Origin of the sequence: Legionella gratiana (assembly GCF_001467695.1) — a bacterium.
GTDB lineage: Bacteria > Pseudomonadota > Gammaproteobacteria > Legionellales > Legionellaceae > Legionella > Legionella gratiana.
The window spans coordinates 272,260-290,100 of sequence record NZ_LNYE01000022.1; the positions used below are offsets into that span (position 1 = coordinate 272,260).

A 17,841-nucleotide genomic window follows, 5' to 3' on the forward strand; every position below is an offset into this window, starting at 1 on the left:
AGATAGGCGAATTTAGCCGGAAACCGGTCAATAATTAAAAACTACATAACGAGGGATTAAATGAATAAAACGACGATTTGGAGAGTATAAAATAGACATTTTCTAGCTGAGACTAGGTTACTACTCTTTAAGGGTAAAAGTCAATCTTCCTCTTTCCTACCGCAATAACATTCCTTAAGAGTTTCTCTAAGACTTGCTGAAGCAACATGAGGATTTTTAAGACGCTGCTTTAGTACTTTTTTAAAGTGCTCTTGTAAATTTTTTGCTAACTTTTTCCATTCTTTCAAGGCAGGTGGGTGAAAATGCAGTTCATAAATCATCTGTATCAGCTTTGATAGAGGTAAATGGTTTTGATAATCTTTGTGCCACTATATTTTCTAATTCTTTCTCATCCACTAAATCCATGAGAATTTCATAGGTTTCAACTGGAATTAAATAAGCAGCTGCTGTATTGTGATTAAGAATTATTTTAATCAATCAGTATGATGATATCATACTTAAATTGTTAGACCGAGTCTTAAGTAATGATGCACTATTTCTATAAAACAAAACGCTGCTTGAGCGTCAGGCTTTGTGAGGAAATAGCTTGTTCAATAAGGGATGTATCAAGGCAAAGGGATGAATGGGATGACAGAACGATGGTTTGAGAAAGCACCTGCAGATATTGCTTCTCATTTTAAAACAGACTTGAGTTTTGGTTTAGCGGATAGCAAAGCAAAACACCGATTAAAAGAAGTAGGCCCTAACTTACTGAGTCAACAAAAAAGAACAACCCCTTTTGCCATTTTTTTGCAGCAATTTGGCAGTGTGGTGATTTGGGTACTTTTAGGTGCTGTGGTTGTTTCTTTTTTATTGAATGAAAAGGTCGATGCTATTGCCATTTTTGCTATTGTTATTTTAAACGCCATCATTGGCTTTGTTTTAGAATATCGTGCCGATCGTGCCATGCTTGCTCTTCAACAAATGGCTGCTCCTAAAGCAACCGTTTTACGTGATGGTCATGCGAAAAGTATTGTTGCGTCGGATATCGTACCAGGCGATATTATTCTTTTTGAAAGTGGTGATTTAATCGCTGCCGATGCGCGTCTTATTGAATTGTCAGCCCTTAAAATCAATGAGGCCCCGCTGACGGGGGAATCCCTTCCAGTTGCTAAACATCTTGATCTTTGTCCTAGAGAAACTCCACTGGCTGATCGCAAAAATATGGTGTTTATGGGCACCTCCATTGCCGATGGCACAGGCAGAGCGCTTGTTGTAGCGACCGGCATGCAAACAGAAATGGGTCATATTGCCAAAATGCTGGGTGAAGCCTCTCGTGATGAAACGCCTTTACAGAAAAAACTCAATCAAGTGGGTTCCCGCCTATTATGGCTTTGCTTTTTCATTGTCATTACCATTTTTGGCTTAGGTCTCTTACGTAATATCCCTATGTTTAGCTTATTTATGAGTTCAGTCAGTCTTGCAGTGGCTGCAATTCCTGAAGGCTTACCTGCTGTAGTTACAGTGGCTTTAGCGCTTGGGGTGCAGCGTATGGTGCGACGTGCTGTACTGGTAAGACGACTTGCAGCGGTAGAAACACTCGGCTGTTTGCAAGTCATTTGCACTGATAAAACAGGAACGTTGACAGTCGGGGAAATGACGGCGCGTAAGCTTGTGACAGTTGAAGATGTATATAGTATTCATGGAGAAGGTTACAGCCTCTCAGGAGGATTTTCGGTTCAAGGTCAAGAAATTAATGCGTTAGAAGACAAGTTGCTGCAAACCGTTTTACGAGTGATGGTGGCTTGCAACAATGCTGAATTTAATCAGCAAGATGGGCAAGTGGTAGTCGTGGGGGACCCAACCGAAGTGGCACTTTTGGTTGCCGCAGCCAAAGGAGGTATCTTGAGAGGGGAACTGCAATCCTCTTATCCTCGCATCAAAGAGTTGCCTTTTAGTTCAGAGCGCAAACGCATGAGCGTCATATGTCAACAAGACAAGGAACATATTGCTTTTGTCAAAGGGGCACCAGAAATCATTTTAGAGCGCTGTACTCATATTAAGACGAAAAGTGGCATTAAAAAATTAACACTGAATGATATGACGCGCATGAAACAATCATGTGAGCTCATGGCGAGTGAAGCATTGCGACTATTAGCCTTTGCTGAGCGCTCATTAGAATCTGGGTTGTTAGAAAAAGAAGAGGATGAAATTGAAAATAATCTAGTCTTCTTGGGTCTTATTGGCCTGCAAGACCCCCCTCATGCGAGTAGTAAGGAGTCCATCAGTCGCTGTAAAAAGGCAGGTATTAAACCCGTCATGATTACAGGAGACCATCCTGATACGGCTAGAGCCATTGCTCAGGAACTTGGCATTTTGGGAGCAAGTGACCGATTGCTCACTGGCAATGAACTTGAAAACATGTCAGAGGAAGAGTTTAACCATTGTGTCAAAAACATTGCAGTCTATGCTCGGGTGACCGCGGAACATAAATTAAAAATCGTGCGCGCCTGGAAAAAACAGAATAAGGTGGTTGCGATGACAGGTGATGGAGTCAATGATGCCCCAGCTTTAAAAGAAGCCTCCGTGGGCATTGCGATGGGGAAAACGGGGACTGCGGTCACTAAAGAAGCCTCCGACATCATTATCATGGACAATAATTTCACCTCGATTGTGGCGGGCATTGAAGAGGGACGTACGATTTACGACAACATTGCTAAAACACTTGCTTATTTATTAGCAGGAAATAGTGGTGAATTGCTGGTCGTTTTTATCGCACTTTTAATTGGCTGGCCATTGCCTTTACTTCCTATCCAATTATTATGGATTAACCTAATCACGGATGGTTTACCGGCCATTGCTTTAGCAACGGATATGTCAGAACCAGGGATTTTGAATCGCCCACCCAGAGCCACGCAAAAATCCATGATGGATGTTGCGTTTTTCAAACGAGTTACGTTTATTGGTTGCTTAACGGCTTTGGTAACACTGGGTGTTTTTGCTTATGAATACTTAATGGATAGGGATTTAATTCAAGCTCAAGATGCGGCGTTTTCTGTCTTAGTGACTGCAGAGCTTTTGCGGGCCTTTGGTGCACGTAGTGATACCAAGACTATTTGGCAAGTCGGATTGTTTTCTAATTTACGACTCTTTTTTATTGTGAGTATCAGTTTTTCATTGCAGATCGCGATTCATCACGTTCCCATACTGCGGGAATTATTTGGCATTGGGCCAGTTTCATTCACTCAGTGTCTTTCTTGGGTTCTTTTAGGTATGCTGCCTTTGTTGGTCATAGAAGGTCGGAAATGGTTAAGGAAAGCACCCAATGACCATTTGTGAAGCTCAGGGTGGGATGAGAGAGTTGACCAAGGCACGTTTTACTCATCCTATTGTGGCTGCAAAAGCAGGTAAAGTTTCTCTCATTGATAATCGAAGGCTTGCCAAACTCGCAAAGCTTGCTGGTGCGCCTAAATCGAAATCGGCTGGTATCGATCTCCATGTCCATGTTGGCGAATCCGTTGAAAAAGGTGAGTCTTTATTTACGATTCATTCGGAGTCATCAGGGGAGTTCCATTACGCCTGTGATGTTTTACGTGACAAACAAGACGTCATTCTTTTAGGAGAAAGCTCTTGAAGCCCTTGTTATTTTCATTATTTGATTCTTCAGAAATCGCCAGACGATTACAAGAAGTCCTGCAAGTGGACGTGGGAGATGTGACTTTTCATCGCTTTCCAGATACGGAGTGGTACTTAAAAATCAATTCAGAGGTTAACAATCGCAGTCTTATGGTGGTGGACAGCTTAAACAAGCCGGATGAAAAAATACTGCCTTTGTTGTTTTTTGCCAAAACGGCTCAAGAGTTAGGGGCTCGAAAAGTTGGCTTGATTGCTCCTTATCTTTCCTATTTACGTCAAGATAAACGCTTTCATCAGGGAGAGGGGATTACCTCGCGTTATTTTGCACAGATGTTATCCAGTTCATTCGATTGGTTGATGACCATTGATCCGCATTTGCACCGCTACCATTCATTAGATGAAATCTACTCGATCCCCACTTTTGTTTTGCATGCCACATCGATGATTGCCACATGGATTAAACATCATGTTCCTAAGCCAATTCTTATTGGTCCTGATATGGAAAGTGAGCAGTGGGTTGCCGATATTGCAGAAACAGGCTCTGTTCCTTATGTAATTTTGGAAAAGATTCGGCGTGGTGATAAAGAAGTGACTATTTCAGTACCCACTATTCCTGAGCTCGAATCCTCGACACTCGTGCTCGTCGATGACATCATTTCCACCGCCAGAACCATGGTGGAGACGGTGAAGCAGTTACAACAGGCAGGGGTTAAGTCTGTCGTTTGTATTGGTGTGCATGCGCTGTTTGCAGAAGATGCTTATTCTCTATTATCTAGGATGGAAGGGGTGCAAGTCATCACGTGTAATACCATTCATCATGTCACCAATGCGATTGATGTGAGTGATTTGGTTGTGGAAGTTCTAGTCAAAAACAAACTGGCTGCTTTAAAAAGTAAACATAAATGAATTGATTATTAACGCTTATCATGATTCTGATAAAAAAATAGAAAGATGAAAAATGATAATTTTATCTGCTATAAACTAGCAACGAGGTGAATGTAATGATTCACCGACTTCAGCCCGGGTAGATACTTAGAAATAAAGATAGATTAGTGGAGAACATTTAGCCTCCAACGGATAGGTATGTTTCGCTACGGAATTTGTCTTCATTTTTTAACGAAATATTCTGAATCAGGTAATTTTAAGTCTTGCTCAGATGATCCGGTCGGTCAAATATAATCCAAATTCGATCTGGTTCGGGCTATGCCACCGATTTTTCGGATAGGCTCTTATATAAAATTTTCGACAGAACCCGTTTATGAGTTGGATTCAGTTTTAATATAACGCCGAAAATCTTTGCGCTCCTCTTCTGATACGACTAAAAGCAGTGTTTCTTCGAGCGCCGTCTCAGTATGCGTTTCTCCCGGCTCAACGAAGTAATATCCACCTTCAGTGATCACGTGTACATCGTCTCCTTGGGCTTGTACCTCCATTTTACCATGCATGACGAACACTTGAACCCAATAATCGTGGTGGTGTATCGGAATCTGCATCCCTTTAGGCATACGGAAAAAACCAGAGCGAACATTGTAATTTCCTTCCCATAGACGGCATGCTTCCATTGCAACGCCTCGGACATCAATTTGTTGCCATTGCTGATCTTCTATCGTTACATATTTTGTCAAGTGCATTTTTCCTGTTATGATTCACTTTCTTTCTATTATTTTGGCTCATGATATTGTATTTTTCAATCGCTGCGCGCCAAGGAAGGCTGAAAGCCGAGGCGCGTAGTCCCTGAGAGATCCTCACAAAATTTAATCACAGCAGAGGGTCTCCATGTTGTGCTTGAATAGCGCATTGATAAAGCATCATTAACAAATTTTGAAAGCTCTCTTGAGTCAAAAGAAGCGTTTTTTTCAAAACTTGTTTTCCGAGGAAAACGGTGGATAAAGCGGAGGTGGATTTAGCAGAATGCGCTTGAAAATCAGAAGCTTTGCCTATTGATTTAATATGAAGCCCTGCAAGCCAAGCAACAAAATAGCAATAGCAGCCACCAATAATAAGATATTCATTGGGGAGATTGGGTTAGGTTGTGTTCTATCGGTTGGTGTATCGACAGTGATCAAGACATTGAAAAAAAAGCGGTCAATCTGATTAAGGTGAATTGGGAGAAGTTAAAGAATACTAACCATGCAGAACAAAAAATATTATTGTTATCCGTTGCTTTGGAGCTTGATGAACAATGGTCTTTTGTTGGCAATAAATCGAATCAACGTTGGTTATGGCTTGCTCTGAATCATTATAACAGTGAAGTACTTGCCTATACCTTTGGTGATCGAACAGATGAGGCTTATAATCGGCTCAAACAACTTCTCAGACCATTTAATATAACAAAATATTTCACGGATGGTCTTGGAGCTTATCAACGATTATTACCTTATGAGCTGCATGAAGAAGGTAAGTGAAATACCCAAAAAATAGAAAGAAAGTTCTTAACGCTACGAACCCGTATCAAACGCTTGGCTAGAAAAACGATTTGCTTCTCAAAATCTGAACTGATGCATGACACCATTATTGGTCTATTTATTAACAGATTCGAATTTCAGAGAAATGTATGATCAACAAATTAAACGCACCACCGAACAATTCGGTCTATATAGCTGAAATCTGTCCGAAATTTAATATTCTGTAAATTAATATTTTTTTGTAATGGAGCCCGAAAGACCATTTCTCAACTAACTCTAATGCATAGGCAACAGTAAAACAGGTTGTTTTTCTAATTTTCTTTCATCTTTCAGAGAATAACAGTTTTTTCCAATTGACCTTTAGAAGATTGCAGGCTTTTTTTAATCGTAGTAATGACCGGGCCAACAGTCACTGATAGTCTTGATAATACCCTCGCTGTATCACCAGACCCATTGAGCGTCATGTCGACAATACGATCTTTAACGCCTCGCTCGCAGACTTTATGACGATGAGTCAATTGAACGTCTTGCTACAATTTGAAAACTGACGCCGATAGCGTTTCTCCGGTTTGAGATTTTCCGTATTTGACTACTTTAACACTATTGCATTCGACACAGCTCATTTCAATAATCGCCACAAATTCATACTTCAGAAAAAATGTCGAATAGTACTGCATCAACAGTTTTAGAACACTACCTTACTAGGAAGAACAAAGACTATTCCCATAACTCATACAAAGATCATTCCGACTTAATTTTGCACCGTTATACTAAAAATTAACTAGATAAGTAACTATGCGAGATTATCATGTATACCAAAGTGCAATTTAATGAGGAAGAGTTAAACCACAAGAAAATAAGAGTTACTGATCAAAACCTCAAAGACATTTTAGATTGGAAAACTACTAAAATAAAACTTTCACGTGTGGATACCCCTGTAAAAGTTACAGATATTAATCAATCGAGAATAGGTAATTGTTATATGCTTGCTGCATTGGGTAGTATTCTAGAAAAAGACACTGAATATTTGAATAAGATATTAAAATACGATGTTCTTAATAAAACGGTTGAAATTTCTTTAAGAGAAAATCAAGAGGTTTGGACCTATGTATTGGATGCCACTAAAATAGATTCTTTGGAGGCTAATGATCATACTCATGCAGCTATTTTTTTATTAGAGAAAGCTTACGCTTTACATCGAGTATTAACTGGAGAAGCTTATGCTATACGTCAGCAGAATAATAAAAACAGTCTGAAAGAAAAAGAACATGATTTTAGTCTTAATGTAGAGCAAGTTAGAGAAGGAAAAATAGTTTCGTCCTTCGAAAATTTTAAAATACACTCACAAAGTTTTGAGGATGCATTAAACCAAGGTCATCCACGTGACGTTTATCAGCATTTAGGATTATCTGCTGATACAGAGGCTCTGGCAAAACCTGAAGATCCGTTTAAAAAAATTATTGCATTGAGGTCTTCATTAAATGTTATCAGATCTGGGAAAGAGGATTATATTGATATGAATCGAGAAGATCTTTTCAATCAAAATTTTAACTCGGTAATAGATCGTTTTTCATTCACACTCAATTTAAACGATTCAGAAAAAGAGAGCCTCAAGCAAAATTTTTTAAAACTTATTGAGCTACCAAAGCAGGATAGAGAATCCATTGTAGATGAAATAAAGAAACATTTAACTAATCTCATTGATAGCCCCAAAGCTCTTATAGTTGAACGCGCCACTGAATTTGTAACATCCTTATTTACTCAAGAACTTGATATTAAATCAATTGCAGCACGCTTAATTAGGACTATTCCACAAAAAAGAGGTTTCGCACTCTATACAACAGAGCAAGAGGAACTTTTTAAAAAAATTTCCGAAAATTTAACTCAAAACAAGCTGGTAAGTGTTGAATCAAAAGAGACAATAGGTAAATCCTCAGAAAACTCAGCAACAACTGGGGTGGGTGAGCCTATTTCAAAAGGCTTAGTTGGGAAACATGCATATCATGTGCTTGATAGCTATCAACGTGATGGACTTAAATTTCTTTTAATAAGAAACCCTTGGGGGCACACAGTAAGGGATTATCAATGGAAAAAAAAGCAAATTGGCAATCAAACGGTGTCTTTTTTATCTGCTCATGCCAAGACTAATCTTGATTCTAAATCTAAAGAAAAATCTCATGGCCTAGGTGAGATCACAAACTCTGCACGGTTGTTGGACGATAAAAAATTTGAAAAAGAATACAAAAAAAATGGGTATTTTGAGGTAGAGTTAACGGATTTTACAAAACGGTTTTGGGGACTTACGATAACCAAAAATCCATTGGATATAAAAGTTGAAACTAATAATACTTCAAAGTTTAATAATTTTAAGAGTGAATATCAGCAAGCTCGAAAAGCTAAGATTTTAGAGCAGCTAAGACAAGAAATTATAGAAATTGATTCCCCAGAGGATTTAGATCAATTTAAACAAAGCTTAAAAGATAGAAGTGAGTTTAAGGTATTAAAAACAGGACAAGGAACAATCACTAAAATTATGAACTTAAAAACTTCTTCCGTAGAAGCATTAGAAGATATCCTTAACCAAAAAGAAAGAAGTTTTGATAGCATGAGTCCTAATTTTAAAAAATAACTTGTGGCGCTCCAAATTATAGGGAATTAATTAATGAATGCCGCGAATGTATTACATCGAAATGTCTCACTTATACCGCTTCCATTTAAAGCCATTTCAATAATTTTTTCTTTCACGTCTCGCAGACATCCTTTATTTTCATAAGAAAGAATAAATGTATTTTTTGAGCATGCTTCATTCTTGCATTCATACCTTTGCTTTCCCTGGCGGTTTAATCCAAATTTAACCACTGCTTTTGTCATGCATAACGGGCAAAGAACTTCCACTGATGCCATTGCGTTTCTATCCTTGAATGAAAACGCAACCTTAACATATCAATTCTTTTAGATCATTACCTATGTAAGTTAGAAACAAGTGAGCAGATGCTCTTCGGGGAACATCTGAGAAGTAAAGGTTACCCTAATAAAAGATCAACCGAGTTTTTATAGGCCTGCTCTTCTTTTAATGCGGGCGCTCTTTCAGCCATAATTTTAGACGTTAATTCGACGGGCATTTGACTAAAAAAAGAGTTTGGGTTTGTTCTAGCGGATTGTCGTATTAAAACACCCAAAGTTTCCAGACGGGCTTGCGAAGCAAGAGTTACGCTTTTAACTAGACTTATATCTTGTCTTTTGACGCAGTCAATTTCTTTTCCAGTTGTTGAGTTAAAAATGTGAATGTACCCCTTCACAGCGACCGCAAGAAGACCATTGGGCAATTCTTCGATATCTCTTATATCTCTATTAAGGGATATACGAATTTCTGATTTGTTTGGATTTTTGATTATACATACAAATGGATAACATCTAACTGTTCCTCCATTAGTTAAATTTAAAATAGTCGCGTCAAGTTTGCTTTTGATTCTCATAATAAATTCTCAAGGTAAATTAATTTAATTTTCAAATTCAAAAAAAAGAATGGTTTTCTTTCTAATTTTTTGTCTGACGATGAACCCGTTTATTAATTAAATCTAGGGAAACCCAGTTCTCGCAAAATTCCTCTCGAGAAGACTCATTCACAGGATAGGATAATATAAGAACCTTAAATAATTATTAAAATTGTACATTGCTTACATCGATGCGCACACGGCCTACGTACTTCAATTTTTGACCAAGCTGAGCAAATGTTCTAAAAAAAAATTATCCCATCCTCCAATTTTTCGTTTACCTTTAATACTCGCTTTTCTAGAAACAGCCCATTGCCCAAAGCCATATTGCTCCCAATGCCTTTGGAGCGAAATAATTTTTTCATCAATTAGTTCATTTGAGACTACGCCGCACTTGTTTGTCTTGCCATAGAGCACGTAAAAGTAATGTATCTGCTGCAGTTGGTCTACGGAGCTGAAGGTGCATAGTCTCTACAATGCCACCACTTTTATAGATTTCATACCAGAATAACTCGGTGCCATCAGAGGTTTGTTTTGTACCTCTATAATCAAAACCAGATTTTTGTAATACTTTTTGGGAAGCTGTTTGATTTGGATAAGTGGCTGCAACAAGTTTATTAATTAATAAGTGTTGAAACCCCCAATGGACTAGAGCTTTTGTTAATTCAGTAGCATAGCCTTTTCCCCAGAACTTTTTGTGTAAATGATAATGGATTTCAATTTCGGGCTGAGTGTCATCAAATAACAATGAAACAAGCCTGCTTCTCCGACAAAACTTCCGCTTTCTTTTTCGAATACCAAATAAAATCCTAGGCCATGTTTTTTATGATAGGATATAGCAAAGTTCAAATAGTCCTGTACTTGCTCTTTTGTTTGAGCCCCACCTTCGCCAGTGTACTGCATTACTTCAAAATCAGAGCGCAATGTTACTAACGTATCTAAATCACATAACTTTGGTACCCTAAGGACGAGTCGTTCTGTTTCTAAAAAAATACTCATTTTATTTCTCACTTAATTAGAGCCTAACTAAGATCTAACTTGTTTTACACAATGTTATCCACTGATTTTGGGGATAACTTCAGAAGATGGCTCGTAATAGCGATTAATGAACAGCTCTTTATATTTTTTTCAAATGGTTCTTCTATTTTATTCATTATAGCCGGATTTAAAAATCGGAGGCTTGTACGCCCGTTGTATAAGCAATCAAGTTGCCATAATCTTTTCGAGAAAAACTAACTAAGGAGAAGAAATTATCTTCGGCTTTGTGAAATTTAATTATTTCGTTATTCATTCTGGGACAGCAACCCTATAGTAATCATGCCTTTTTCTTCTTCGCTACGGTTAGGATATTCAGGCTTTTTTCTGCCACAAAATCATTTCTATCCATATTATATTGCCCAATGACTTGAAACCCATTGTGCTCAAGCATTGTCTGCAATTCTTCGGCAGTATAAATTTGCAGGCTGAAGCTGTTTGTGTGTATTTCTGGCTCACCTTTTTCTTTCCAAAGATGGCCCAGAATAGGGCGTCTTTAACGCAGTAGAATAATTGAGTCTAGACGGTTTATTAAAGTAATAGAAATAAATATGTCTCTATTTCGGCACATCTTATACTATAATTCGCGACCAATGATAGACGAATATAGGGCATGTGGTGAAACAGCTTGAGTCTTTAGCAGCAACCCCAAAACCAATGGTCATTAAATCACTGGAGTTATCCGATATTCTTTTTCTGGACGATGCTTTTCAAAATGCGAATTGGCCAAAACCAGCGTCCTTATTTGAAGCTTATTACCAAGAGCAACAGAACGCTGAGCGAGTCATATGGTTGCCTATATCCAAGGACAGGTTGCCGGCTATGTTACTCTAAAATGGGTCTCACACTATGAGTCTTTTGCTCATCAAGGAATTCCTGAAATTATGGACTTAAATGTATTACCTGTTTTTCGCAAGCTTGGAGTGGCAAGTGCTTTGTTAACAATGGCTGAAGAAAAAGCATCAAGTCAACATGAGCATGTAGGCATTGGTGTTGGGTTATATGGAGGCGCTGATGGAGGATATGGACAAGCACAACGGCTTTATGTCAATCGAGGTTATATTCCTGATGGTTTGGGGGTTACCTATGATTATAAACCAACCATACCAGGGCAAAAATATTCATTGGATGATGATTTAATTTTATGGTTTACCAAAAAACGAAACAAAAATTTGCCTGTAAATCGGGATGTTGTGCCTAAAAGTGAAAAAAATCACCTTGATGTATATTTGCCAAATAGCAACTATAAGTTGGAGCTCAATGCCAAAGATTCATTTAAATTATCGATCAAAAATTGTTTGAGTTTAATAAATCGTGCGTCCCTTCGACACAAAAACCAGAGCTAATTGATATAAACGTTACCATCAAAAAGGCTGATGAGATAATCGCCGGTATTTGTTCTGAGGTATATACCTGGAAGATTCTTTACATTAGTGTCTTTTTTGTTGAGGAACAATATCGCAATCAAGGTTTGGGTACAATTTTACTCAATAAAGTTGAAGATGAAGCAAAACAATTGGGGGGTACTTTAATTCATCTTGACCTTTGATTTTCAAGCAAAAGATTTTTATCTCAAACAGGGATATGAAGAGTTTGGTATTCTAGAAGATTGTCCAAAAGGTCATAAGCGTTATTATATGAAGAAGGTGCTATGAGTTTGATAAAAAAAGGGAAATATCGCCATTATAAAGGTAAGCTGTATGAGGTAATTGATATTGCCAAACATTCAGAGAGTTTGGAAGAAATGGTGGTTTATAGAGCACTATACGGTGATTTTGGGCTATGGGTTCGGCCTCTTAATATGTTCATGGAAGAAATTGAGATAAATGGTGAGATCCGAAAAAGATTTGAGTTAATAGAATGAATCTCAATTGGTTAGGATTGAAAATAAGCAAAATAAAATCTATCGGTTACATGAACCAGTAAGACTGAATATTAATTTCGGAGAGCGGAGGCCAAGTGCCAAAAAATATTTTTATCGTTCTCTACTTTTTCCCAGTTTACAATGGGTTTCGTATTTTGGTTAAACAAAATGCCGTTTTCACACATCCACGAAAGTTGATTAATTAGAGCGTAAACAGTAATTAATTGTTGCTCTGAGTCAGTTAATTCCAGCTCTTTAATAAGCGCGTTACAATAAAATTCGCCATGGGATGTCTCATACCAACTTAATTTAATCCGCCCTAAAGCCTCGAGAGGATCACCTTGTGTTAATCCATCTAAATCAACCAGCCCATTAAACCGTCTTTTGTAAATCATGACATTTTTTGAGGAAATGTCGCCATAGTACATAGTTGGCTTTAATGAATCGAAGTAGGGTTTGTAATTATGATAAACTTCAATTGCACTATGCTCTATTTGTTGAGTCATTATCCCTGTTAAACGTCCATGTTCAATTGATTCTTGGATCCATAGTTTCATGCGTTCCGACCAACTATCACTGACATCGTTATTACCACCCCAAATTACCCCAAACTGTGCGGTGACGGATAATGTCTTCACTTTGCGAAAAATGGTGGCAATTTCATGAGCCAGCATCAAAAGCTCAGAATGATTTAACGATTCAATCACAAGACCTAAATCCTTTCCTTTTATTTCATTTTGGATTTGATAACAAAGAGGGACAAGAGTCTGATTATAGTCAGAAGCCAAAATATCCGGTACTTTAATACCTAGTTTTTTAAACTCCGGTATATGAACTTCAGAGCCGCGTAAATATTTATCTGTAGTACTCAAACGAATAATGATATTCCGATCGTTTAAAGTGATACGATAAACTTCGTTACAAATACCAATTTTTATGCGGCTTATTTTTTTTGGTAATTCTTCAAAGTGATGCTCAACAATAATGTTGATCATATTCCTATGGGATTGTTGTGAGTAGTTCATAAAATAAGAGAAGTTTTTTCGATTACCTAGTTTATATTAATTACAATTAATCCACATCTGACTATACATTATATTCCAATAATTGTTTCGTAAAAATAACGTTCAAGAGTTGGGTAGCGAAATGGTGAAATAGTAATTTTTACTAAAATTAGTAAAAAAGGTAAAAAAATGACAAAAATAAACAGATTCAGTATAGATAAGAATTCAACCAGGGCATTTTTGAAGTGGGCAGGTGGGAAGTATCAGAAAATAGATGAGATTCGTGCTAGTCTCCCGAAAGGGCCATGAGTGGTTCGGGTAACTGTTATGACAATGCAGTCATGGAAAGTTTCTATCATACTTTGAAAGTCGAAATCATTTATGGAGAACAATATAAAACTAGAAAAGAAGCTCAATTAGCTCTATTCGATTACATTGAAGTGTTTTACAATCGTAAGCGCATCCATTCAACTTTAGGGTTCCAGACCCTGAATGACTTTGAGGCGGTTGCATAATGTTGGTGTCCGGTTTTTCGGGGAAAGATCACTACTTTATTAGGTGGGTTTTGTGGATGATTAATAGGCAGTTCACTGGTATATGTGCTGAGTCGTTGCTTATACAAAAATAAGCTCTATGTGATTATTGAAAAAGCGTGACTAATACATCGATTTTAAAAAAGTGATTAATTTGCGCTTTTTTAAAGCAAGTTGGTGGTTCACATTTTCTATTATCTCAGTTTTAATGGATTAGACTTTTATAGATTTTTTTACTTGCATAATTATTACTAAAATATATATCATTTAACTTCTGTTTGAAAATCAGTTTTTCATAAACTTTTAACTAATAGATCTAATCTTTTAACTCTTAATAGAAAAGGACCTAAGAGATGAAAAAATTTCTACTTGCCGTACCATTATCCTTTGTATCCATGGTATCCAATGCCGGGCTTTCGTTATTTGATAATGTTTTGCTCTTTTATAGCGGTCCTGCTAAAAAAAACACTCACAAGCTTCCTGAAATTTTTAAAAGTGTTTGTGCTCAAGCTCCTACGGGGGCATGTACGCCAACAACTACAATACCTATGACAAATGCAAAAACAGGAAGGATTGTCGGAGAAATTTATGTTTGGACAAAAGATGGCACAACTGGTTCTTTTGGAACTAGTTGTTTTACGGAACTCATTGAATATAAGTTAATAGGTGGTTCTATTTATACTATAGGGAAAACAAATGGAACCTGCGGTGCAGCTGTTGATCCCAGTTTAGTACCTGTCCCTTCCTCCGGTCCCAGTGATCCTATAGTGATTGTTGGTGGTGGTTCCGGTAAAATCGTTGATGCAACCGGATTCTATTTTTATTTGAAGGATGGAAAATATGTTGATAGAACGTATGTAGGTCTTGGTGTAGATGCTAGTGGAGTACCTGAAATTAAGAATTATAGTGGTTTGTATTTTCAACTAATGCCAAAGTTCAGAAAAGTTTCTGATAATCCTGCATCATAGACAATGACCATATCCCATATGCACCTTCTGGAGTTATATGGGATATTGGTGGTGCTTTCTGTATAGCGGGAAAAGCATTATAGTTTTGAATTAATGACCGCGCTCCTTTTCTGCTACCTGCAAAACATGTTTTGAAAAACATATCTGGTCTATATTAATGCAATCGTCCCGCCTTAGAAGATTGCCCGGCAATCCAATGTGATTGAATTGCAATGGAGTGAAGTGGATTTAGAAAGGAGGCATGCACTGGTGCATCCTGATGAATCTAAGACAAAGAAGGCTATTCCTGTTCCTTTAAATGCTCAGGCAATGGAGATATTGGAGAAACAGAAGGCGATCATCCTACTTATGTTTTTACTTACATGGGTAGAACCGTTCGTAAGTGCAGTACACGTGCCTGACATAACGCTTTGAGTCGAGCAAGAATCAAAGATTTTAAATGGCATGATTTCGTCACCGCAACTTGGTTTCTAAGACAAACTTCGAGTTAAGATCCAGGATTATATGGCGCGCTCGGAGGGACTCGAACCCCCGACACCTTGGTTCGAAACCTGATGCTCTAGTTTTAAATTCGTTATAAATCAATACGTTGTGAAGCGTCAAATTCACCAGGAACTGCCTAAAGCTGCCTATTACAGCATAGTGCCGTCACAGTTGAGACACGTTTTGGTCACAGAAAAAAATTAACCGTTTTGGTTTAAATAAAATCAAATGGAGGTTTTTGAATATTTCATTTACAAGGCGCTAATTTTTTCTATTGCACTCAAAACAATATTTCTAGAGCGTTCAAGCCGAGCGATTGCTTTTATTGCTTCTAACCATTTAGGATCTTCGATGAGCTTTTTAAAGTATCCTGAAATAAATTGGACAACATCTTTCGGTGAGTTCATTATTTCTACTAATAATTCAGGTCTGCCATTGATAACATTGATGATATCTTCCAAATCTTTACAATCCCAATAATCATTATTCTTATAGGCTCTATCAGTGAATGCCTCAAGCTTTGTGGCAATGAAATAGACTGCGTTGAGTATTTTAATTTTTTTGTCTTTAATTTGAATCTCAAGTGCATTGTCAAAACCCGCCTGATACCAATTTGAATTGATTCCTTGTAAAGCACCATCGGTATACATGACATCAATCATAAAATCATCTAATACATATCTGCAATTGATATTCCCATCCGGCTTAAAACCTAAGCTTTCCAGTTTTTTCTGTAAAGAGTAATGGGTAACAATATCTGTTTTTCCTAAATCCAGAGCGACATCAATATCATAGGTTGGTCGTACATCATCTTCTATTAAATCAGTTATCAATAGCCCAACGATTCGGCCACCGACATAAACAACTTGCTCATTTAGATCTTTTAGAAGAGTCGCTGCTTGATACAGTGCTTCCTTATTTTGTTTAACTCTTACTGATTCCATACAAAATGTTCCAATAGTTCTTTTGCAATTTTATTTTCTCGCTTTCCACCTAATCTAATCAGATCAAGTGCACTGATAATGGCATAAAAATTCTCATCAGGGCTTCTATCCAATGCATTGGGTAATGTTTTGTATATCGGTGTTAAGGCAAGACCTTTTGTATCACCATTAATATAGGGCCATACATAGGGCTCTTCACTCATGATTAATTTTTTAAAATGAGGGGAGCTATAGACCGCTGGCATGCCGCGCGTTGCTATATTAATTTCCGCTGGAAAATGATACTTCACACTATGGACAAAAAATTCCATAAGCTCGTGCTTATGTAATTCAATGCTATCATCCGAATAACGCGTTAAAAGTTTCGTAGCCTCTAGCCTTTTAATACTTTTAGTCACTTCAGATTGGCTTATATAAAGCTCATGAGCTATGCTTTTAAACTCAATTTTTTCTTTATTATTATTTTTTAAAAGCAATTTAATGAGAATAGCTATGTCTTGCCCTTTAAGCATGAAAAGCTCCGGTCTATTTTAATGGAATTATAGCATGCTGGTTTCCGATTTCCAAATTGGAAACTGGAAATTTATTAATAGCAAATAATAAGCTTCAATATACCCTCAAAAAAATACCAACGCTTTTATAGCACTATTTAATGGTTAGCAAATTTGTAAGGGCTATAATTAGTACTGCAGGGTACTCCTGTTCGACCAGTTACTCAACCACATCTCGCCAAGGGGAAGAAGATGAGGAGCAGGTTAATTAATTTGTTAGATACTCATAAAATTGGTAATGAAGTCAATATATTCTTGTAAAATATCCCTCTGAACACCAATTCCAACTTTTATTAAGTTGTTTTTATTATCAATTACAGTTTCAAGTCTTCCTTTTTTTAGTTTATTTACATCATTTAGTGATAGCACTTCATTGGAGTGCGCTCCTCTGTTACGAACAACGGAGACAGCATCAAAAAAACTTTGCCATTGTTGTTTAGTATTTTTATCAACTCGAGTATTCATAATCTTATCAGCATAATACCTTACATTTCTTGTTCTTATATTTTTTAGGCAGCACTTGCTTTCTTTACATTTATGCGCTTTTTCTTCACTGATTAAATCTTTATCTCTGCAATATTTTTTCAAATCTTCTTCAAAACAAGCATTTGACTCAACACAAAAGGATCTATTCCTACTTTTTAGAAAAACAGTTTGAAATAACTTTATTGTGCCATAGTCAAGAATTGTGTTCTTGATTAGTGCCCCCGGATTTGGGGATGAGCCAATTAAATTGGCGCGCTCGGAGGGACTCGAACCCCCGACACCTTGGTTCGAAGCCAAGTACTCTATCCAGCTGAGCTACGAGCGCAGTAAGGTCATGATCTGATTTTTTTACATTTTTTCTGGTTGCTGGTTTAGACCAGAATGGTGGGCCGTATAGGATTCGAACCTATGACACAGAGGTTAAAAGCCTCCTGCTCTACCACCTGAGCTAACGGCCCT

The 17,841-nt window shown here is 37.4% G+C and carries 21 protein-coding genes, 2 tRNA genes and 3 pseudogenes; 12 read left to right on the top strand and 14 right to left on the bottom strand.

Translation table 11 applies throughout. From position 1 onward, the window contains the following. Nucleotides 1-140: 140 nt before the first annotated feature. Both Lgra_RS09035 and Lgra_RS09040 read right to left on the bottom strand, forming a co-directional pair. A complete protein-coding gene (locus tag Lgra_RS09035; protein ID WP_115385399.1) occupies nt 141-320 on the bottom strand; it encodes a type II toxin-antitoxin system RelE family toxin in 180 nt (59 codons plus the stop codon). After that, complete coding sequence (locus Lgra_RS09040) at nt 310-477, bottom strand: hypothetical protein (RefSeq protein ID WP_174905291.1); 168 nt, start codon at nt 475-477, stop codon at nt 310-312. The genes Lgra_RS09035 and Lgra_RS09040 overlap by 11 nt, the downstream gene beginning before the upstream one ends. A 150-nt stretch (nt 478-627) precedes the next feature. On the opposite strand from Lgra_RS09040, the gene Lgra_RS09045 reads away from it, so the two are divergent. From Lgra_RS09045 to Lgra_RS09055, 3 genes and pseudogenes are all read left to right on the top strand, one after another. After that, on the top strand, nt 628-3,318 hold the full coding sequence (locus Lgra_RS09045; protein ID WP_058499278.1) for a cation-translocating P-type ATPase: 2,691 nt from the start codon (nt 628-630) through the stop codon (nt 3,316-3,318). Then, nucleotides 3,311-3,613 (top strand): annotated as a pseudogene (locus tag Lgra_RS09050) (thymidine phosphorylase); the annotation flags it as partial. The gene Lgra_RS09045 and the pseudogene Lgra_RS09050, both read left to right, overlap by 8 nt. Beyond that, nucleotides 3,610-4,521, top strand: coding sequence for a ribose-phosphate pyrophosphokinase (locus Lgra_RS09055; RefSeq protein ID WP_058498937.1), 912 nt, complete (start codon nt 3,610-3,612; stop codon nt 4,519-4,521). The pseudogene Lgra_RS09050 and the gene Lgra_RS09055, both read left to right, overlap by 4 nt. 350 nt (nt 4,522-4,871) lie before the next feature. Here Lgra_RS09055 and Lgra_RS09060 read toward each other — a convergent pair whose 3' ends face one another. Then, on the bottom strand, nt 4,872-5,246 hold the full coding sequence (locus Lgra_RS09060) for a cupin domain-containing protein (protein WP_202967170.1): 375 nt from the start codon (nt 5,244-5,246) through the stop codon (nt 4,872-4,874). A gap of 468 nt (nt 5,247-5,714) precedes the next feature. On the opposite strand from Lgra_RS09060, the pseudogene Lgra_RS18275 reads away from it, so the two are divergent. Then, nucleotides 5,715-6,173: pseudogene (locus tag Lgra_RS18275) on the top strand (IS1 family transposase). A gap of 176 nt (nt 6,174-6,349) precedes the next feature. Here Lgra_RS18275 and Lgra_RS18620 read toward each other — a convergent pair. Then, nucleotides 6,350-6,538 carry an IS1-like element transposase gene (locus Lgra_RS18620; protein ID WP_131743504.1) on the bottom strand — a complete coding sequence of 63 codons (189 nt, stop codon included), beginning with the start codon at nt 6,536-6,538 and terminating at the stop codon, nt 6,350-6,352. A gap of 290 nt (nt 6,539-6,828) precedes the next feature. Between Lgra_RS18620 and Lgra_RS09070 the strand changes: the two genes are divergently transcribed. Then, nucleotides 6,829-8,649: a C2 family cysteine protease gene (locus Lgra_RS09070; protein ID WP_058498938.1), complete on the top strand. Its 1,821-nt coding sequence runs from the start codon at nt 6,829-6,831 to the stop codon at nt 8,647-8,649. A 26-nt stretch (nt 8,650-8,675) separates the two neighbouring features. Here the strand turns inward: Lgra_RS09070 and Lgra_RS09075 are convergent, their stop codons facing one another. From Lgra_RS09075 to Lgra_RS18475, 4 genes are all read right to left on the bottom strand, one after another. Further along, nucleotides 8,676-8,924, bottom strand: a complete 249-nt coding sequence (locus Lgra_RS09075; RefSeq protein WP_058498939.1) for a transposase-like zinc-binding domain-containing protein — start codon at nt 8,922-8,924, stop codon at nt 8,676-8,678. Between the two features lie 119 nt (nt 8,925-9,043). Continuing rightward, the gene (locus Lgra_RS09080) at nt 9,044-9,496 is read right to left on the bottom strand and encodes a hypothetical protein (RefSeq protein WP_058498940.1); all 453 of its coding nucleotides are present in this window, start codon (nt 9,494-9,496) and stop codon (nt 9,044-9,046) included. Between the two features lie 391 nt (nt 9,497-9,887). Continuing rightward, entirely contained in the window at nt 9,888-10,262 is a 375-nt protein-coding gene (locus tag Lgra_RS18470) for a GNAT family N-acetyltransferase (RefSeq protein ID WP_058498941.1), read from the bottom strand. Further along, nucleotides 10,175-10,513, bottom strand: coding sequence for a GNAT family N-acetyltransferase (locus Lgra_RS18475; protein ID WP_274519566.1), 339 nt, complete (start codon nt 10,511-10,513; stop codon nt 10,175-10,177). Before Lgra_RS18475 ends, Lgra_RS18470 begins: the two co-directional genes overlap by 88 nt. A gap of 654 nt (nt 10,514-11,167) precedes the next feature. On the opposite strand from Lgra_RS18475, the gene Lgra_RS18280 reads away from it, so the two are divergent. From Lgra_RS18280 to Lgra_RS09100, 4 genes are all read left to right on the top strand, one after another. Then, nucleotides 11,168-11,383 (top strand): hypothetical protein, encoded by a 216-nt coding sequence (locus tag Lgra_RS18280; RefSeq protein ID WP_238584407.1) that lies wholly within the window; start codon nt 11,168-11,170, stop codon nt 11,381-11,383. Further along, nucleotides 11,338-11,895, top strand: coding sequence for a GNAT family N-acetyltransferase (locus Lgra_RS09090; RefSeq protein ID WP_238584408.1), 558 nt, complete (start codon nt 11,338-11,340; stop codon nt 11,893-11,895). The genes Lgra_RS18280 and Lgra_RS09090 overlap by 46 nt, the downstream gene beginning before the upstream one ends. Then, on the top strand, nt 11,844-12,098 hold the full coding sequence (locus Lgra_RS09095) for a GNAT family N-acetyltransferase (protein ID WP_202967171.1): 255 nt from the start codon (nt 11,844-11,846) through the stop codon (nt 12,096-12,098). The genes Lgra_RS09090 and Lgra_RS09095 overlap by 52 nt, the downstream gene beginning before the upstream one ends. Before the next feature lie 102 nt (nt 12,099-12,200). Then, nucleotides 12,201-12,413: a DUF1653 domain-containing protein gene (locus tag Lgra_RS09100; protein ID WP_058498942.1), complete on the top strand. Its 213-nt coding sequence runs from the start codon at nt 12,201-12,203 to the stop codon at nt 12,411-12,413. A 71-nt stretch (nt 12,414-12,484) separates the two neighbouring features. On the opposite strand, the gene Lgra_RS09105 is transcribed toward Lgra_RS09100, so the two are convergent. After that, a complete protein-coding gene (locus Lgra_RS09105; protein WP_058498943.1) occupies nt 12,485-13,408 on the bottom strand; it encodes a phosphotransferase in 924 nt (307 codons plus the stop codon). Between the two features lie 311 nt (nt 13,409-13,719). Between Lgra_RS09105 and Lgra_RS09110 the strand changes: the two are divergent. The 3 genes and pseudogenes from Lgra_RS09110 to Lgra_RS17485 form a co-directional block, all read left to right on the top strand. Next, nucleotides 13,720-13,932: pseudogene (locus Lgra_RS09110) on the top strand (IS3 family transposase); the annotation flags it as partial. Nucleotides 13,933-14,303: 371 nt separating this feature from the next. Then, complete coding sequence (locus Lgra_RS09115) at nt 14,304-14,918, top strand: hypothetical protein (RefSeq protein ID WP_058498945.1); 615 nt, start codon at nt 14,304-14,306, stop codon at nt 14,916-14,918. Between the two features lie 222 nt (nt 14,919-15,140). Next, nucleotides 15,141-15,332, top strand: a complete 192-nt coding sequence (locus tag Lgra_RS17485; RefSeq protein ID WP_058498946.1) for a hypothetical protein — start codon at nt 15,141-15,143, stop codon at nt 15,330-15,332. A 320-nt stretch (nt 15,333-15,652) separates the two neighbouring features. On the opposite strand, the gene Lgra_RS09125 is transcribed toward Lgra_RS17485, so the two are convergent. From Lgra_RS09125 to Lgra_RS09140, 5 genes are all read right to left on the bottom strand, one after another. Continuing rightward, a complete protein-coding gene (locus Lgra_RS09125; RefSeq protein WP_058498947.1) occupies nt 15,653-16,345 on the bottom strand; it encodes a hypothetical protein in 693 nt (230 codons plus the stop codon). Beyond that, on the bottom strand, nt 16,333-16,857 hold the full coding sequence (locus tag Lgra_RS09130) for a helix-turn-helix domain-containing protein (RefSeq protein WP_058498948.1): 525 nt from the start codon (nt 16,855-16,857) through the stop codon (nt 16,333-16,335). The genes Lgra_RS09125 and Lgra_RS09130 overlap by 13 nt, the downstream gene beginning before the upstream one ends. Before the next feature lie 255 nt (nt 16,858-17,112). Further along, on the bottom strand, nt 17,113-17,484 hold the full coding sequence (locus tag Lgra_RS17225) for a hypothetical protein (protein WP_065231754.1): 372 nt from the start codon (nt 17,482-17,484) through the stop codon (nt 17,113-17,115). Between the two features lie 146 nt (nt 17,485-17,630). Next, nucleotides 17,631-17,707 (bottom strand) — tRNA-Arg (locus Lgra_RS09135). A gap of 57 nt (nt 17,708-17,764) precedes the next feature. Then, nucleotides 17,765-17,840, bottom strand: a tRNA-Lys gene (locus Lgra_RS09140). Between the last annotated feature and the right edge of the window lies 1 nt (nt 17,841).

What these genes read in the sequence shown, in the direction of transcription:
- Lgra_RS09035 (WP_115385399.1), bottom strand. Translation starts at nt 320, where the DNA reads ATGATTTATGAACTGCATTTTCACCCACCTGCCTTGAAAGAATGGAAA.
- Lgra_RS09045 (WP_058499278.1), top strand. Translation starts at nt 628, where the DNA reads ATGACAGAACGATGGTTTGAGAAAGCACCTGCAGATATTGCTTCTCAT.
- Lgra_RS09060 (WP_202967170.1), bottom strand. Translation starts at nt 5,246, where the DNA reads ATGCACTTGACAAAATATGTAACGATAGAAGATCAGCAATGGCAACAA.
- Lgra_RS09070 (WP_058498938.1), top strand. Translation starts at nt 6,829, where the DNA reads ATGTATACCAAAGTGCAATTTAATGAGGAAGAGTTAAACCACAAGAAA.
- Lgra_RS09075 (WP_058498939.1), bottom strand. Translation starts at nt 8,924, where the DNA reads ATGGCATCAGTGGAAGTTCTTTGCCCGTTATGCATGACAAAAGCAGTG.
- Lgra_RS09080 (WP_058498940.1), bottom strand. Translation starts at nt 9,496, where the DNA reads ATGAGAATCAAAAGCAAACTTGACGCGACTATTTTAAATTTAACTAAT.
- Lgra_RS18475 (WP_274519566.1), bottom strand. Translation starts at nt 10,513, where the DNA reads ATGAGTATTTTTTTAGAAACAGAACGACTCGTCCTTAGGGTACCAAAG.
- Lgra_RS09090 (WP_238584408.1), top strand. Translation starts at nt 11,338, where the DNA reads ATGGTTGCCTATATCCAAGGACAGGTTGCCGGCTATGTTACTCTAAAA.
- Lgra_RS09100 (WP_058498942.1), top strand. Translation starts at nt 12,201, where the DNA reads ATGAGTTTGATAAAAAAAGGGAAATATCGCCATTATAAAGGTAAGCTG.
- Lgra_RS09105 (WP_058498943.1), bottom strand. Translation starts at nt 13,408, where the DNA reads ATGATCAACATTATTGTTGAGCATCACTTTGAAGAATTACCAAAAAAA.
- Lgra_RS09115 (WP_058498945.1), top strand. Translation starts at nt 14,304, where the DNA reads ATGAAAAAATTTCTACTTGCCGTACCATTATCCTTTGTATCCATGGTA.
- Lgra_RS09125 (WP_058498947.1), bottom strand. Translation starts at nt 16,345, where the DNA reads ATGGAATCAGTAAGAGTTAAACAAAATAAGGAAGCACTGTATCAAGCA.
- Lgra_RS09130 (WP_058498948.1), bottom strand. Translation starts at nt 16,857, where the DNA reads ATGCTTAAAGGGCAAGACATAGCTATTCTCATTAAATTGCTTTTAAAA.